15 protein-coding genes are annotated in these 13,744 nt (G+C 56.8%); 8 read left to right on the top strand and 7 right to left on the bottom strand.

The genetic code is table 11. The features are described from left to right. Positions 1 to 42: 42 nt before the first annotated feature. Complete coding sequence (vapC, locus tag CLH62_RS17600; RefSeq protein ID WP_099619519.1) at positions 43 to 444, bottom strand: type II toxin-antitoxin system VapC family toxin; 402 nt, start codon at positions 442 to 444, stop codon at positions 43 to 45. Continuing rightward, positions 441 to 635, bottom strand: coding sequence for a type II toxin-antitoxin system VapB family antitoxin (locus CLH62_RS17605; RefSeq protein ID WP_099619520.1), 195 nt, complete (start codon positions 633 to 635; stop codon positions 441 to 443). The genes vapC and CLH62_RS17605 overlap by 4 nt, the downstream gene beginning before the upstream one ends. A 183-nt stretch (positions 636 to 818) precedes the next feature. Here CLH62_RS17605 and CLH62_RS17610 point away from each other — a divergent pair, with 183 nt between their 5' ends. The 3 genes from CLH62_RS17610 to CLH62_RS17620 all read left to right on the top strand — a co-directional run bounded on the left by CLH62_RS17610 (position 819) and on the right by CLH62_RS17620 (position 1,923). Next, positions 819 to 1,220: a reverse transcriptase domain-containing protein gene (locus tag CLH62_RS17610; protein ID WP_228152897.1), complete on the top strand. Its 402-nt coding sequence runs from the start codon at positions 819 to 821 to the stop codon at positions 1,218 to 1,220. Between the two features lie 155 nt (positions 1,221 to 1,375). Then, positions 1,376 to 1,633, top strand: coding sequence for a type II toxin-antitoxin system Phd/YefM family antitoxin (locus tag CLH62_RS17615; protein WP_099619521.1), 258 nt, complete (start codon positions 1,376 to 1,378; stop codon positions 1,631 to 1,633). After that, positions 1,621 to 1,923: a type II toxin-antitoxin system RelE/ParE family toxin gene (locus CLH62_RS17620; protein ID WP_099619522.1), complete on the top strand. Its 303-nt coding sequence runs from the start codon at positions 1,621 to 1,623 to the stop codon at positions 1,921 to 1,923. The genes CLH62_RS17615 and CLH62_RS17620 overlap by 13 nt, the downstream gene beginning before the upstream one ends. A gap of 91 nt (positions 1,924 to 2,014) precedes the next feature. On the opposite strand, the gene CLH62_RS17625 is transcribed toward CLH62_RS17620, so the two are convergent. Then, entirely contained in the window at positions 2,015 to 2,947 is a 933-nt protein-coding gene (locus tag CLH62_RS17625; protein ID WP_099619523.1) for a formate/nitrite transporter family protein, read from the bottom strand. Between the two features lie 232 nt (positions 2,948 to 3,179). Here CLH62_RS17625 and CLH62_RS17630 point away from each other — a divergent pair, with 232 nt between their 5' ends. Next, positions 3,180 to 3,722 (top strand): flavin reductase family protein, encoded by a 543-nt coding sequence (locus CLH62_RS17630; protein WP_099619524.1) that lies wholly within the window; start codon positions 3,180 to 3,182, stop codon positions 3,720 to 3,722. 40 nt (positions 3,723 to 3,762) lie between these two features. Here the strand turns inward: CLH62_RS17630 and amrS are convergent, their stop codons facing one another. Then, positions 3,763 to 4,860 (bottom strand): AmmeMemoRadiSam system radical SAM enzyme, encoded by a 1,098-nt coding sequence (gene amrS / locus CLH62_RS17635; RefSeq protein WP_099619525.1) that lies wholly within the window; start codon positions 4,858 to 4,860, stop codon positions 3,763 to 3,765. A gap of 131 nt (positions 4,861 to 4,991) precedes the next feature. Between amrS and amrB the strand changes: the two genes are divergently transcribed. From amrB to CLH62_RS17655, 4 genes are read left to right on the top strand one after another with little or no spacing between them, the layout of a single operon-like run. Beyond that, positions 4,992 to 5,801, top strand: coding sequence for an AmmeMemoRadiSam system protein B (amrB, locus tag CLH62_RS17640; RefSeq protein WP_099619526.1), 810 nt, complete (start codon positions 4,992 to 4,994; stop codon positions 5,799 to 5,801). Continuing rightward, complete coding sequence (gene amrA / locus CLH62_RS17645; protein WP_099619527.1) at positions 5,794 to 6,354, top strand: AmmeMemoRadiSam system protein A; 561 nt, start codon at positions 5,794 to 5,796, stop codon at positions 6,352 to 6,354. The genes amrB and amrA overlap by 8 nt, the downstream gene beginning before the upstream one ends. Next, a complete protein-coding gene (locus CLH62_RS17650; RefSeq protein WP_099619528.1) occupies positions 6,354 to 8,756 on the top strand; it encodes a Lon protease family protein in 2,403 nt (800 codons plus the stop codon). The genes amrA and CLH62_RS17650 overlap by 1 nt, the downstream gene beginning before the upstream one ends. Further along, positions 8,749 to 9,615: a universal stress protein gene (locus tag CLH62_RS17655; protein ID WP_228152898.1), complete on the top strand. Its 867-nt coding sequence runs from the start codon at positions 8,749 to 8,751 to the stop codon at positions 9,613 to 9,615. The genes CLH62_RS17650 and CLH62_RS17655 overlap by 8 nt, the downstream gene beginning before the upstream one ends. A gap of 80 nt (positions 9,616 to 9,695) precedes the next feature. Here the strand turns inward: CLH62_RS17655 and ftsH are convergent, their stop codons facing one another. Genes ftsH through ggt form a run of 3 tightly spaced genes read right to left on the bottom strand, consistent with a single transcriptional unit; the run spans position 9,696 to position 13,657 of the window. After that, positions 9,696 to 11,606 (bottom strand): ATP-dependent zinc metalloprotease FtsH, encoded by a 1,911-nt coding sequence (ftsH, locus tag CLH62_RS17660; RefSeq protein ID WP_099619529.1) that lies wholly within the window; start codon positions 11,604 to 11,606, stop codon positions 9,696 to 9,698. Continuing rightward, complete coding sequence (locus CLH62_RS17665; RefSeq protein ID WP_099619530.1) at positions 11,603 to 11,851, bottom strand: YkoF family thiamine/hydroxymethylpyrimidine-binding protein; 249 nt, start codon at positions 11,849 to 11,851, stop codon at positions 11,603 to 11,605. Before CLH62_RS17665 ends, ftsH begins: the two co-directional genes overlap by 4 nt. 42 nt (positions 11,852 to 11,893) lie before the next feature. Then, positions 11,894 to 13,657, bottom strand: coding sequence for a gamma-glutamyltransferase (gene ggt / locus CLH62_RS17670; protein WP_099619531.1), 1,764 nt, complete (start codon positions 13,655 to 13,657; stop codon positions 11,894 to 11,896). Between the last annotated feature and the right edge of the window lie 87 nt (positions 13,658 to 13,744).

The raw sequence follows: 13,744 nt of genomic DNA on the forward strand, positions 1-13,744 counted from the left end.
TTCCGCCGCATAGCGGCTCCAAACCGGCGCGTGAGCCGGGCGTTATGTTCCTCTCAGAGCAGGCTCAAGTCCAAGGTGATCAACAAAAGGGATAAAGTCGCGATCCAAAAACAGCAGGGGTAGCTCCTTCTCTATGCAGAACGTAGCGATGATCACGTCGGCAGTTTTTCTGATCGTGATGCCCCTTTTACGAAGCACTCGATAATTGTCGGCGCACTTGACTGCCATATCTTTGCCAAACATTTCATATTGATCCAGCGCAAGCAGGCTTTGTTTGGTCTGACGGTATTGTTTGTCGTTGCCGATGCCTTGCAGGATTTCCAGAAATATGAGGTCACCGATAGCGACTGAACCTTGCACTATCGAGGCATCCAGCAGGTCAGTTTGCGGGTTTTTGACTCCGTTGAAATAGTCGATCCAGACGCTGGTATCCACCAGTATCATCGGGCGCTCCGCATTTCATCCAGATTGCCTTCCCACTTGATTTTGCCTCGCAGCTTTCGAATTTCCTGCTGCTTGCTCAGCTGGACCAAAAGTTTCAGACCTTGCTCAACGGCCTCTTTTTTGGTTTCGTAGCCGGAGACTTTGAGGGCTTCGGCCATCAACTGGTCGTCAATGACAATGTTCGTTCTCATGTTGCACCTATGTGTATGGTTTTCGATTTCTATACACAATCTAGCACTTCAGGGAGAGCATAACAATCGGCTGCACAGCGACCGGATTTCTCGCCGCTTTGCGGCTCCAAACCGGCGCGTGAGCCGGGCGTGTGTGCCGGGCATGGCACAGAACTAGGGAGCGGAGCGCCGGGCATCGACGGCATGACCGTGGATGAGCTGCCAGATTATCTGCGCCACCACTGGCTGGAGATTCGGCACCAATTGCTCCAGCAAACCTACCGACCAAAACCGGTCCGGCGGGTCACCATTCCCAAACCAAACGGCGGTTCCCGCCCGCTGGGTGTCCCGACAGTGCTGGACCGCTTTATCCAGCAGGCGCTTGCCCAGGTTATCCAGAAGGATTGGGAACCCCGCTTCCACCCACACAGCTATGGCTTTCGTCCGGGGCGCTCTGCGCATCATGCGGTCCGATACGGACAGCGCTGCGCTTGGGAAGGTCGTAACTGGGTGGTGGATCTGGCCTGGAACACCGCCAAACCGGCCCACGGCCCGGCTGTGCCGGAGCTATGGACTGCCAGAACTGGCAGTGCGGTAACGGGTTGAATCAAGTCACTGAATCGCCGTGGTAGGTGATCCGTATGCCCGGTGGTGTGGGAGGAGGGGCATCGTGAGGTGCCTCCCTATCCCGATTAGTTGTGATTGCCTCACCTGAAAAGTGATACTATAGTGTCACTATTAGTCTGATTCAGGGTGAGCCCATGAAAGTTGAGCTTGTTACGAACCTCAAGCGCCATGCCACAAAGATTCTGGCAGATCTGCGCTTGTCTAAAGAGCCGATATTGATCACGGAGCATGGTCAGCCATCCGCATACCTTGTCGATGTGCAGGATTACGAGTTTATGCAGCGCCGACTTGAGCTGCTTGAGGGGCTTTCACGGGGAGAGCGTGCTGTACTTGAGGGAAGAACGTACAGCCAAAATGAGGCCAGGGAGAAAATGAGTAAATGGCTGAAGTAATCTGGACGGAGCCCGCCCTTCAAGAACTGGATGCGATCGCTGAGTACATTGCTCTGGATAATCCTGCAGCCGCAAGTCATCTGGTCCAGGAAGTTTTCGATAAGGCCGAGCGTTTGGAAGATTTTCCCCAATCCGGACGGAATCCTCCAGAGCTCCCTGATTCGGTATACAGGGAGGTAGTGGTTCCACCGTGTCGCATTTTTTATCGTGAGGATGAGAAGCGGGTTCTCGTCCTCTATGTCATGCGAGAGGAGCGGCAGCTTCGTGCATACATGCTTGGGAACAGCTAACCAGGCGCGTCACTCGGATGCCTTTGTGTCCGCTTCGCTACGTCAAAGTCACCGGTGCGCTTCGGCGTTAAATGTCAAAGCAGTGGCCGATTTACATTTCTTCATGAACCTGGCCATAGGCCAGCATCGCGAACAAACCTGTACCGCCGAGAATGTTGCCGATGAGTACCGGGGAGATATGGTAGATCAAGGCGGTAAAGATATTCATTTCCCCACTGAGCACCAAAGTGAAAATTTCGTTTGACCCGGCAATCACATGGGTAAAGCCACCCGCCGCGATCAGCCAGGTAAATATGACAATAACCAGCACTTCGGAACTCTTCGCCGAAGGCAGCATCCACACCAGAGCAGCTATGAAAAAGCCCGATGGAATACCCCGCAAAAGCGTCTCGGACGGGGTCAGCGTAGCCAGGTGGTGCGATATCTCCAGGATCGCCGCGAGGGCGTCGACGGGAAGGATGCCCCCGTGGACGCCGATGGCGGCGGTAATAAACGTGCCAAACAAATTCGCCGCAAGCACAATTCCCCAAAGGCGCGCGGTGCAATAGAACCGGTTGCCCGTCGGCTGGGCCAGAACCGGCAGCACGACGGTGATAGTATTCTCGGTGAATAGTTGAAGCCGGCACAGGATCACCAGGACAAACCCGAACGAGTAGCCAAGGCTTTCAATCAAGGTCAGGTAGGGGTGATCTGAGCCCAGGTTGGAGCGGATAATTCCCTCGACGAGGACCGAGGTCGAAATACCGATCCCCGCTGCCACACCGGACCACCAGAGCGACATTTTCGGGCGTTGTAGCTCCTCTTCGCCCTCGCGCAGGATGATGGAATAAACAGTCAGCGAAGATAGACCGCCATGTTCGGCTACGGTATCACGCTCTTTCTTAGTCAGTGACTTTTCGCTCGACGTCGGTGTCTGTTCGCGGGATTCGCGATCCTGGGCCTTGGCGCGAGACTCTTGCTCGTCCGAGGCCTCCTTGGCTTTCTTTTCGGAGGAGATATCCTGGTTGGCTTCCCTGTCACTCATTCAACCGCCCTTTAGCCATCCAGAAACGTTTGTGTTGCTGCAAGATCGAGCCTGCTGGAAAGTTGTCTACAGTAATTATGATAGCTTAGATACAGTATTCGGACACAACGCAGGCCAGAGAATGGGAAAACTTCTCGTATAAATGGCCTCCGTTTGAGGCTCGGGGCTGTAATGCTTTTCAGAGGAAGTCCAGAATTGAAATTCATCCGGACGCCGATCGTGAGGAGCTCCCATGATTCAGTTGGAACTGAGCAAGGCTTTTACCCTGATGGAGTCCGGGCCTGTGGTCCTCGTGACAACCCATGATGGAAAGAAAGACAACATCATGACCATTTCCTGGACCATGGTGATGGATTTCACTCCGGTGTTTGCTATCACCACGGGTGAATGGAATTACTCCTTCGCGGCGTTGCGAAAGAATCGGGAGTGCGTTATTGCAATTCCCACCGTCGACCTATTGGATAAGGTGGTTGGCATAGGGATGTGCTCTGGGACAGACACAGACAAGTTTGACAAATTCAGGCTCACACCGCTGCAGGCCAAGCTCGTCAGGCCGCCGCTGATCAAAGAATGCCTCGCCAACATTGAGTGCAAGGTCATCGACATCGTTGAGAAGCACAACATCGTTGTGTTGAAGGCGGTTGCCGCATACACCGATACCGCACGCAAGGAGAAGCGCATGGTTCACGCGGTTGGTGACGGAACGTTCATCATCGACGGGCAAACCATTGACCGGAAAAAGATGATGGCATCCAAGCTTCCACCAGGCGTTTGAAGCTGCCAGAAAGCTACTCAATGGTGGCGACTCAGACAGGTCACACCCGGTGATCACTGAGCCGCACTGGCTGCCTCCGCGCCCCCCAATGCCCCGGCGGGCCTTCAAAGACACCGGCACAGGCGGTACCGCAAGACTTGCAGTGGCCGTCATCGGTCAGGTTCCAGGCGCCTAATACGTACCAGTCGCGGCCAATCAGCAGTTCGCCGCAGTTGTGGCAATAGGTGCTGCCGCCGGAGCTATCATGCACATTGCCGGTGTAGGCGTAGCGAACGCCATTTTCCATGGCAATCTTACGGGCCCGGGTCAGGGTCTCTGGCGGGGTTGGTGGGGTATCCATCATTTTCCAGTCCGGATGGAATGCGGTGAAGTGCATGGGTACGTCCGGTCCCAGCTTCTCCACCACCCACTGGGTCATCTCATTCAGCTCCTGCTCTGAATCATTTTCGCCCGGGATGAGCAGGGTGGTGAGTTCCAGCCATACGCTGGTTTCGTGTTTTATGTATTCGAGGGTTTCCAGAACTGGTTGCAGGTGCCCGCCTGTAACCTTGTGGTAGAAGTGCTCAGTAAAGGCTTTGAGGTCAACGTTGGCGGCATCCATGTACTGATAGAATTCCCGGCGGGGTTCTTCGGTTACGTATCCTGCCGTTACCGCAACCGAGCGCACACCCACTGCATGGCACGCCCTGGCCACATCAATGGCGTATTCGTGGAAAATCACCGGGTCGTTGTACGTAAACGCAACGCTCTTGCAGCCCAGGTTCCGGGCTGCGCGGGCAATGTCTTCGGGGCTGGCCTGGTCGGCCAGTTCGTCGGTTTCCCGGGACTTGGTCATGTCCCAGTTCTGGCAGAATTTGCAGGCCAGATTGCAGCCTGCGGTGCCAAATGAAAGGGTTGGGGTGCCGGGCAGAAAATGGTTCAGGGGCTTCTTTTCGATCGGGTCGATGCAGTAACCACTGGAACGTCCGTAGGTAGTGAGAACCATCGTGTCGTTGAGGCGTCCACGAACGAAGCAAAGTCCTCTCTGGCCTTCGTGCAGTTTGCAAAATCTCGGGCAAAGGTCGCACTGGATGCGGCTGTCATCAAGCCAATGCCAGAACCCGACCTCGCGGCCCTGAAGAACCGGTATATCGCCCACAGTGAAATCCCTCGCGATTTCGCTTCCGAACTGCCTCAAATAATCTATAGTTTCTTCACGAGGGTGTGTCAATTTCTTTAATAGACAGGGCGAGCTCGCCCCCGGTCGCTCTGTTAAGCAGGTGATCTGCTATGTCTGCCAACATACGAAAAGCCGCTGTCGCGGGTATGTTCTATCCGGACGATCCTGCCCAGCTCAGAGCCATGGTGGACGGTTTCCTGAAACAGGTCCCTGTGAAAGGGCCGGCTCCCAAAGCCATTATTGTTCCCCATGCCGGATACCAGTTTTCGGGCCCGGTTGCCGCTAGCGCTTACGCACAGCTTGCACCTCTTCGCGACCGCATACACAGGGTGGTCCTTCTGGGGCCTTCCCACCGCGTACCCCTGAGAGGCATTGCGGCGCCGACTTCGGATTTCTTCGAGACGCCGCTGGGCAATGTCGCAGTGGAGCAGGGTACACTGGCCAGCCTGCAATCCTTGCCCCAGGTTGGTTATCTGGATTCACCTCACCAGCTTGAACACAGCCTGGAGGTGCATTTGCCGTTCCTGCAATCGGTTTTTGACCGCTTCACCCTGGTGCCGCTTGTTGTAGGAGAAACTTCCCCTGAGGACGTGGCCGAGGTGCTGGAAGCACTCTGGGGCGGCAACGAGACCCTGATTGTGATCAGTTCCGATCTGAGTCACTATCACAGCTACCCGGTTGCCCGGGAGCTGGACAGCAATACCACCAGAAACATCGAGACTCTGGACTACCGCCATATCGGATACGATGATGCCTGCGGGCGAAATCCAGTTAACGGACTGTTGTATCTGGCAGAGAAAAAAGGTCTGAAAGTTACCACCCTGGACCTGCGAAATTCCGGTGACACGGCCGGGCCGAGGGACCGGGTAGTCGGCTACGGTGCCTATGCCCTAACCGAAGCATCGGCCCGGCATGCTTGATGAACAGGAACGACAGACTCTGTTGCAGGTGGCTTCAGCCTCGGTTAGCCATGGCCTCGAATTCGGACAGCCGTTGCCGATTGAACCGGAGGATTATCCGGAGAGGCTGGCAAAACCCGGAGCCTGTTTTGTCACACTGGAAATCTCTGGCCGTTTGAGAGGCTGCATCGGTTCTCTGGAGGCCTGGCGCCCCCTTGTTCTGGACTGTGCGGAAAACGCCTTTGCCGCAGCTTTCCGCGACTTCCGCTTTCCCCCGGTTGCAGAGCAGGAGCTGGATCTGTTGGACTATCAAGTGTCGGGCCTGAGTGTGCCCGCACCTCTTTATTTCCAGTCTGAGGATGATCTGCTCTCGCAGTTACGTCCCGGCACGGATGGCTTGGTGCTTGTTCTGGGCGATCGGCGTGCCACCTTTTTACCGTCGGTGTGGGAGAACCTGCCAGAGCCTCGGGAATTTCTTCGTCATCTGAAGCAAAAAGCAGGACTGGCGCCAGAGTACTGGTCCGATGCTATCAAGGCATTTCGCTATACCGTCGAATCCATCAGGAGGATGTAATGCCATTACCCGCCCCGTTGACCGAAGAACAGGTCTACCACGGTTGCCCAACGGAAAAGCTGGATTTTATCACTACGGACGATCTTGAAGATCTGGAGAGGCCCTGCGGGCAGGATCGGGTTCTGAGGGCCCTGGAGTTCGGGGCAAGCATGCAGGCCGGCGGCTTCAATCTGTTTGTTCTGGGGCCTTCCGGGGCTGGTAAGCACGAACTGGTGGAGCGCTTCCTCTCGCAACATGCGGCGAGGCAGCCGGTACCCCCCGACTGGTGCCATGTTTTTAACTTTCAGTTTTCAGACCGTCCGGAAGCCATCCGCTTGCCGGCAGGTGAAGGGCGTCAGTTCAAGAAAGGCATGAGTGACCTGGCCGAGGAATTGCGCACGGCCATTCCGGCGGCCTTTGAGAGCGAGGAATACCAGGCCCGGCTCCAGGAGCTGCAGGAAGAAATGGCAAAACGCCAGCACCAGGGCCTGTTTGAAATCCAGGAGGAGGCAAACCGCAATAATATCGCGATGATCACCACGCCGGCTGGCTTTACGTTTGCGCCCATGCGAAAAGGGGAGGTGATTGACCCGGAGGAGTACAAAACCTTCTCTGATGAAGAAAAGCAGCTGATCGAATCCAAGGTTGAGGAGTTACAGAAGAAACTCCAGCAAACCATCCAGCAGATTCCCAGGATGCGCAAGGAAGTGCGGGAGCGGGTGCACGCCCTGAATGAGGAAATGGTGCAGCTGACTCTGGGCGGGCCCATTGGCGAGCTGCGGGAGAAATGGTTGCATCTCCCGGACGTTGTTGCCTACCTGGATGCTGTCCGGGAAGACGTGGTTGAACATGCGGAAGCCTTCCAGGACAGTGATAATGGCCCCCCGGCCGGCCTGCTGGCCCGCTACAAGGTTAACCTCCTGGTAGATAATGCGGATACCGTGGGAGCGCCGGTTATCTATGAGGACCTCCCCAATCACCAACACTTGACCGGGCAGATTGAACACCGGGCCCACCAGGGCAATCTGTACACCGATTTCACTCTTATTCGCGGCGGTTCCATGCATCGGGCCAACGGTGGGTACCTTATCATCGATGCCCGACGTGTGCTGACCCAGCCAATGGCGTGGGAAAGCATTAAGCGAATACTGTTCTCGGGCGAAATCCGTATTGAATCACTGGAGCGGATTTATGGCCTGGTCAGTACCGTGAGCCAGCAACCGGAGCCGATTCCGGTGTCGGTCAAAGTGGTGCTGCTAGGGGATCGGATGCTGTACTACCTGCTTTCCCATTATGACCCTGATTTTCTGGACCTGTTCAAGGTGGAAGCGGATTTCGAGGACGATCTTGCCCGGGACGATGACAGTTACGAGCTGTATTCCCGCATGATTGCCACCATGGCGAGAGCTCTCGAAATGCGTGCCCTTGAACGCGACGCCGTGGCAAGGCTGATTGAGCATGCCAGTCGTTTGGCGGCGGATCAGCGAAAGTTGACCGCCCATGATCGGGTGCTTCGGGATATTCTGAGTGAAGCAGATCACTGGGCTGGGCAGTCCGGTGCCGATACCGTTGAAGCCTGTCACATCCAGCAGGCTATCGATGAGCGGGAGTACCGTGCCAGCCGGGTTCGGGAGCGGAGCCGGGAGCAGATCAGCCGGGGCATTGTGATGATTGCCACAGAAGGAGAAGAAGTGGCTCAGGTCAATGGTTTGTCTGTGCTCAGGCTTGGTGCTTCCATGTTCGGGCAGCCCACACGAATTACTGCGACGGCGCGCCCGGGGAAAGGCCAGGTTGTGGACATCGAGCGCGAAGCCAAACTCGGCGGCCCTATTCACAGCAAAGCGGTGATGATTCTCTCCCGGTTTCTGGCAAGTCGCTATGCCGGCGAGGGTGACTTGTCCCTGTCGGCCAGCCTGGCTTTTGAGCAGTCTTACGGTGGCGTAGAAGGGGATTCCGCTTCGGTGGCGGAAACCTGCGTGCTGCTTTCAGCCATCTCCCGGGTTCCCCTGAAACAATCCTTTGCCGTGACTGGTTCCATGAACCAGCAAGGCGAGATTCAGGCGGTAGGTGGCGTCAATGAAAAAATAGAGGGCTTTTTCGACGTTTGTCGGGAGGCCGGTGAAATCCGGGGGCAGGGGGTCTTGCTGCCGGCCAGCAATGTGGAACACCTGATGCTCAAGGCGGATGTCCGCCAGGCCATTGCCGAGGGCCGCTTCCGGATCTATCCGGTCTCAGACATCAACCAGGCTATCGAGCTTTTAACGGGCATGGAAGCCGGCGACCCGGATAGCAGCGGCCAGTTCCCGGAAAACAGCTTCAACCGACGGGTCGCTGACCGGCTGGCGAAGTTTGCCGAAGTCAGCAAAAAACGGGATGACGACGGAGACGTGAACAGCAAGAACGGGGGCAGGAACAGTGACTGATGCACCCGATAATCAGGCCGGCCCCGGCACGCCAATGGGGCGTGTGCTGGTACTTCTGGATGGTTCCAGGATGAGCTATGCCGCACTCAATGCCGCTGCAGAGATTGCAGCCCGGACCGGCGCGGAAGTGCTGGGGGTTTTTGTCGAGGAACTGAACCTGTTACGTAGCGCCGGCTATGGTTTTGCCAGGGAAGTCGGTTCCTCGTCGGGCATCAGCCGACCGTTTGATCCGGTTGAGCTTGAACAGCGCCTAGAGAGGCTGGCGGGCCAGGCCCGCCGGACTCTCGCCGGCGTTGTGGCCAATTACGGGGGCCGGCATACCCTGAGTATTGCCCGTGGCAGTGTCGTTGATGAGGTGCTGGCACTGGTCGGACCTCAGGATCTTCTGGTTCTTGGTCGGGTTGGCTGGTCGTCGGCACCCGGGGCACGATTGGGCTCCACCGCCAGAGGCCTGCTCCGCCGGTCTCCGACGAGTGTCTTGTTGTGGTGTGAAAGACAGGTCTCGCCCCAGGGCAGGGTTGTGGTTTTTCTCAACGACCATGATGATGCAAACCGCCGGGCCATCATGGCTGCTGCGCAAGCCGTCAGGCATTCCCTTCAGCCTGTGACTGTGCTGTTGGGCGAGGGTGCTGATATTCCGTCCGACCGGCTGGAACTGATTAAACGGGACCTTGGTGTTGCCGAGTCTGACATGCGGGTGAGGACGCTTCCGGCTACTGATCCTGTGACCATCTCGCAGATTTTACGCCAGGAAAGAGCAACCCAGCTTGTGGTTAGCCGGGAATGCGCACTGCTTCGCCAGCCAGGCGCTGAGCAGTTGTTGGCGTTACTCAATCTGCCGGTGACAGTAACGCCATAAGCCCGCTGGATGTTTCTTTTCAGACCGCTCAGGTGCTTCTGTTCTTTCTCGTGGAGCTTGTGCTGGGTCTGAATCGGCCATCAGGCAATCTTGCGGGCGTCTTCCTTACGCAGGATTTCCTCGATTTCCTCGGCTGACAGGGTTTCCTCCTTCAGTACCGTTCTGGTCAGGGCTTCAAGCTGGTCACGGTGTTCCGCCAGAAAGTCAAATGTCGCTTTTTCCAGCGCCAACAGTTGTGACTGGATTTCCGTGTCGATCAACTCTGCCATTTTCTCACTGAATTCTCTCGGTAGCCCCATTTCCCGGCCCAGGAAAACGTGCTCTTCGCCGATGCTCAGGCCGAGGGGGCCAATTTTTTCGCTCATGCCCCATTGACCGATCATCCGGCGAATCAGTGTCGTGGCTTCTTTCAGGTCATTCTGGGCACCAGTACTCACCTCACCGTAAATGAGTTTTTCGGCACAGCGACCGCCGAGCATCACCTTGATCCGGTCCTTCAGGTAGCTTTCCGTGTAGGTGTAATGATCTTCTTTCGGAGTTTGTTCAGTCACACCCATAGCCATTCCATGGGGAATGATGGTCACCTTGGTGAGCGGATCTGCATTGGGCATGTAATAGGCCATGATGGCATGGCCGCATTCGTGATAAGCCACCGCTTCCCGTTCCTCGGGAGTAAGTTTGGTATCGCGCTCTTCGCCAAGGATGATCCTGTCCCGGGCCAGATCAAAACAATGGGCGTTGACCTCATGAAGGTTTTCCCGGGCCGCTGTCAAAGCGGCCTCGTTCACCAGGTTTTTCAGATCGGCGCCGGAAAAACCGATGGTCCGGGCTGCCAGTTGCTCGAGGTTTACATCGCTGGCCAGTGGCACCTTCCGCACGTGGACCTTCAGGATGGCAGTGCGGGCGTCTTTGTGGGGGCGGTCGAGGGTGATCTTTCGGTCAAACCGTCCCGGGCGGAGCAGGGCGCTGTCCAGAACATCTGGCCGGTTGGTGGCGGCCAGAACCAGGACATTTTCATGGGCCTCAAAGCCGTCCATCTCGGTCAGGATCTGGTTCAGGGTCTGTTCCCGCTCGTCATGGCCGCCCCCCAGGCCGGCGCCCCGGGAGCGGCCGATGGCATCCAGCTCGTCGATGAAGATCAGGGATGGTGCGTCCTTGCGGGCTTCCTGGAACATATCCCGCACCCGGGCTGCGCCTACACCCACAAACATTTCAATAAATTCCGACGCACTAATGCTGTAGAAGGGCACCTCTGCTTCGCCGGCGATGGCTCGGGCCAGCAGGGTCTTGCCGGTTCCCGGCGGGCCAACCAGTAAGACGCCCTTGGGCATAACGGCACCAAGGGCACGGTACTTCTCGGGCGATTTGAGGAAGTCGATAATCTCGGCAATTTCCCGTTTGGCGGACTCAATGCCGGCAACGTCATCAAGGGTGGCGGTGGAGGTTTCCTTGCGGGCTTTACGAGCCTTTGAACGGCCGAAATCAAAGGGGCCTCCGCCCTGGGTCATCCGCTTCTGTGCGGCGCCCCAGAACCAGAACATCAACGCCAGCAGCAGAATCCAGGGCAGGAAGCCTCGAATCAGTTCTTGCCACCAGGTCAGTCCTGAGGGCGTCGCCCTGATGGTTACTTCATGCTCTTCCAGAAGGCTCAGCAGTGATGGATCTTCCATCGGCGGGCGTATGGTGTGGAAACCCGGTGTGCTCGCCTGGGAGGGGCTGTCTGAGCTGAACGACGCAGTGCCACTGTCAGTGAACAGGCCGTTAATAGATTCTTCCTTGAGTGTGACTTCGGCCACCTGGTCGTTCATCACGGCAGTTTTGAAGTCGGAATAGGCCAGTTCCTGAAGCCGTGGCTGCCCGCTGTCCTGCATCCAGAGCACCATCAGAAAGATGGCGGCGCTCAGCCACAGAAACGAGAACTGGTTGGGAATGGCCGGTTGTGGATTGTTCCCTGGCTTCTGCTGATTGTTCGGCCCGTTCGGTGCTGTCATTTCGGTCTCCGGTCGCCCTCCATGATTTTTGCCACGAAGACGGATTTGCCATAAGTCTCGAATGACCATTTCATGGTATCCGAGAGAACCTTCATAACCTCATCATAGTCGCCAAAAAGTTCCGTGCTCATGCGCCCGGGGAAAACTTCCAGCCCGGTTTGCTCCAGCCGGGCGATGAGGTCCCGTATCGGCTGCTTATAGTCTTCTTTCAGGGGGTAACAGCTTAATTGTACAGAAAGATACATAATGCCTCCGGTCAGGTCAGTGACCCTGGTCAATGGCCTTAATCAATAGCCCATGGCGGATGATGTGCTTCGCCTCGGATCCGCACCACCATACAGAACGCCATCCTCATCAATCATAATACTCTGGATGGCGCCCATGGCCGAATTACGGACCACTTTGTGGCCCCGCTCTTCCAGAAGGCGAATGGTGTCCGGGCTGATGCCCTGTTCAATGCGGATTTCATCCGGCAACCACTGATGATGCATGCGAGGCGCACTCACCGCCGTCTGGATGTTCATGCCATGATCAACCACATTCAGGATCACCTGCAAGGTGGTGGTAATGATCCGTGAGCCGCCCGGGCTGCCCGTTACCAGCACATTTTTGCCGTCTTTCTTGACGATGGTGGGCGACATGGAGCTGAGCATGCGTTTGCCGGGCTCAACCTTGTTGGCTTCGCCACCGACCAACCCGTAGGCGTTAGGCACGCCCGGCTTGGCGCTGAAATCATCCATTTCATTGTTGAGCAGAAAACCGGCGCCTTTTACCGTGATTCCGGAGCCATAGCTGAAATTGATGGTGTAGGTGTTGGAGACCGCGTTGCCCCATTTATCAACCACTGAGAAATGGGTGGTTTCGGGGCTTTCATACGCGGCAGGCTGGCCTGGATTGATGTCGCTGGCAGGGCGGGCTTTCCCGGGATCAATGGTTTTACCGAGTTCTTCGGCGTATCCCTTGCTGGTAAGGCCTTCCAGGGGAACGTCTACGTAGTCGGTATCGCCGAGGTATTCCGAGCGGTCGGCGTAGGCCAGTTTCATGGCTTCTGCCATGTGGTGAATCGCATTGGCCGAGTTGTGGCCGAAGTCGGCCATGGGAAAGCCTTCCAGAATATTGAGTATCTGGACAATGTGGGTGCCGCCGGAGGACGGCGGAGACATGGAAAAAATATCGTAACCGCGATAGGTGCCGTGTACCGGAGTGCGGACCTCCGGGCGGTAGTCTTTCAGATCCTCGAGAGTGATCAGGCCGCCGTGTCGGGCCATTTCGTCGGCGATCAGCTCGGCGGTTATACCCTCATAAAAGCCTTTTACTCCGTTATCCGCAATCCGCTGCAGGGTGTCCGCCAGTTCCGGCTGGCGAAAGCGTTCTCCGGGCTGCCAGGCGCTGCCATCTTCTTTATAAAAAGTTTTGAGGGTAGCGGGCCAGCGCTCAAGCCTTCCCCGGGCCTGTTCGAGGCCTTCTGTAAAGCGCTGGGGCACGATAAAGCCTTCGCGGGCCAGTTTGATGGCCGGTGTCAGTGCCTGTTTCAGGGAGATGGTGCCGTGGCGCTCCAGCGCCAGTGCAAGGCCGGCCACGGTTCCGGGAACACCGGCGGCCAGGTGGGTGAAGCGGCTTCGATTGCGGACCACATTGCCGGATTCGTCCTGAAACATCGCTTCCGTTGCTCCGGCGGGCGCTTTCTCACGGTAATCAATCGCTTCCGGCTCCGAGCCATCCCCTCTGGAGATCAGCATGAAACCGCCGCCGCCAATGTTGCCGGAGCGGGGTTGGGTTACTGCCAGGGCAAATCCGGCCGTGACCGCAGCATCAACTGCGTTGCCTCCGTCCCTGAGCACATCGAGCGCCACTTCGGTAGCCAGGGTATGGCTGGTCGCTACCATGCCCTGTTTCGCGGCGACTGGGTGAAACCGTTCTCCCTCGAGAATGGCCTGGCCGAACGCCGGTCCAATAGCGACAAGAAAAGCCAGGGCTGCTGCAATCGAAAGGCGGCCTGAGCGCCCCCTGGCGAGGTTTTTGGTTGTGCGTTGGTAGAGGTCTCTGTCCATGTCTCCATTCCTCGTTTCTGGCGTTCAGATAGGCTATGATAGCCGGTCATTTTCATAGGTGCGTACCGTTAACCTGCCGTTAATCCC

The organism is Marinobacter guineae (assembly GCF_002744735.1).
GTDB lineage: Bacteria > Pseudomonadota > Gammaproteobacteria > Pseudomonadales > Oleiphilaceae > Marinobacter > Marinobacter guineae.

Excerpts from the sequence above, each read along its gene's own strand:
- vapC (WP_099619519.1), bottom strand. The coding sequence starts at position 444 with ATGATACTGGTGGATACCAGCGTCTGGATCGACTATTTCAACGGAGTC.
- amrA (WP_099619527.1), top strand. The coding sequence starts at position 5,794 with ATGCTTGATGAACAGGAACGACAGACTCTGTTGCAGGTGGCTTCAGCC.
- CLH62_RS17610 (WP_228152897.1), top strand. The coding sequence starts at position 819 with ATGACCGTGGATGAGCTGCCAGATTATCTGCGCCACCACTGGCTGGAG.
- ftsH (WP_099619529.1), bottom strand. The coding sequence starts at position 11,606 with ATGACAGCACCGAACGGGCCGAACAATCAGCAGAAGCCAGGGAACAAT.
- CLH62_RS17615 (WP_099619521.1), top strand. The coding sequence starts at position 1,376 with ATGAAAGTTGAGCTTGTTACGAACCTCAAGCGCCATGCCACAAAGATT.
- CLH62_RS17620 (WP_099619522.1), top strand. The coding sequence starts at position 1,621 with ATGGCTGAAGTAATCTGGACGGAGCCCGCCCTTCAAGAACTGGATGCG.
- amrB (WP_099619526.1), top strand. The coding sequence starts at position 4,992 with ATGTCTGCCAACATACGAAAAGCCGCTGTCGCGGGTATGTTCTATCCG.
- CLH62_RS17625 (WP_099619523.1), bottom strand. The coding sequence starts at position 2,947 with ATGAGTGACAGGGAAGCCAACCAGGATATCTCCTCCGAAAAGAAAGCC.
- CLH62_RS17665 (WP_099619530.1), bottom strand. The coding sequence starts at position 11,851 with ATGTATCTTTCTGTACAATTAAGCTGTTACCCCCTGAAAGAAGACTAT.
- CLH62_RS17650 (WP_099619528.1), top strand. The coding sequence starts at position 6,354 with ATGCCATTACCCGCCCCGTTGACCGAAGAACAGGTCTACCACGGTTGC.
- ggt (WP_099619531.1), bottom strand. The coding sequence starts at position 13,657 with ATGGACAGAGACCTCTACCAACGCACAACCAAAAACCTCGCCAGGGGG.
- CLH62_RS17630 (WP_099619524.1), top strand. The coding sequence starts at position 3,180 with ATGATTCAGTTGGAACTGAGCAAGGCTTTTACCCTGATGGAGTCCGGG.
- CLH62_RS17605 (WP_099619520.1), bottom strand. The coding sequence starts at position 635 with ATGAGAACGAACATTGTCATTGACGACCAGTTGATGGCCGAAGCCCTC.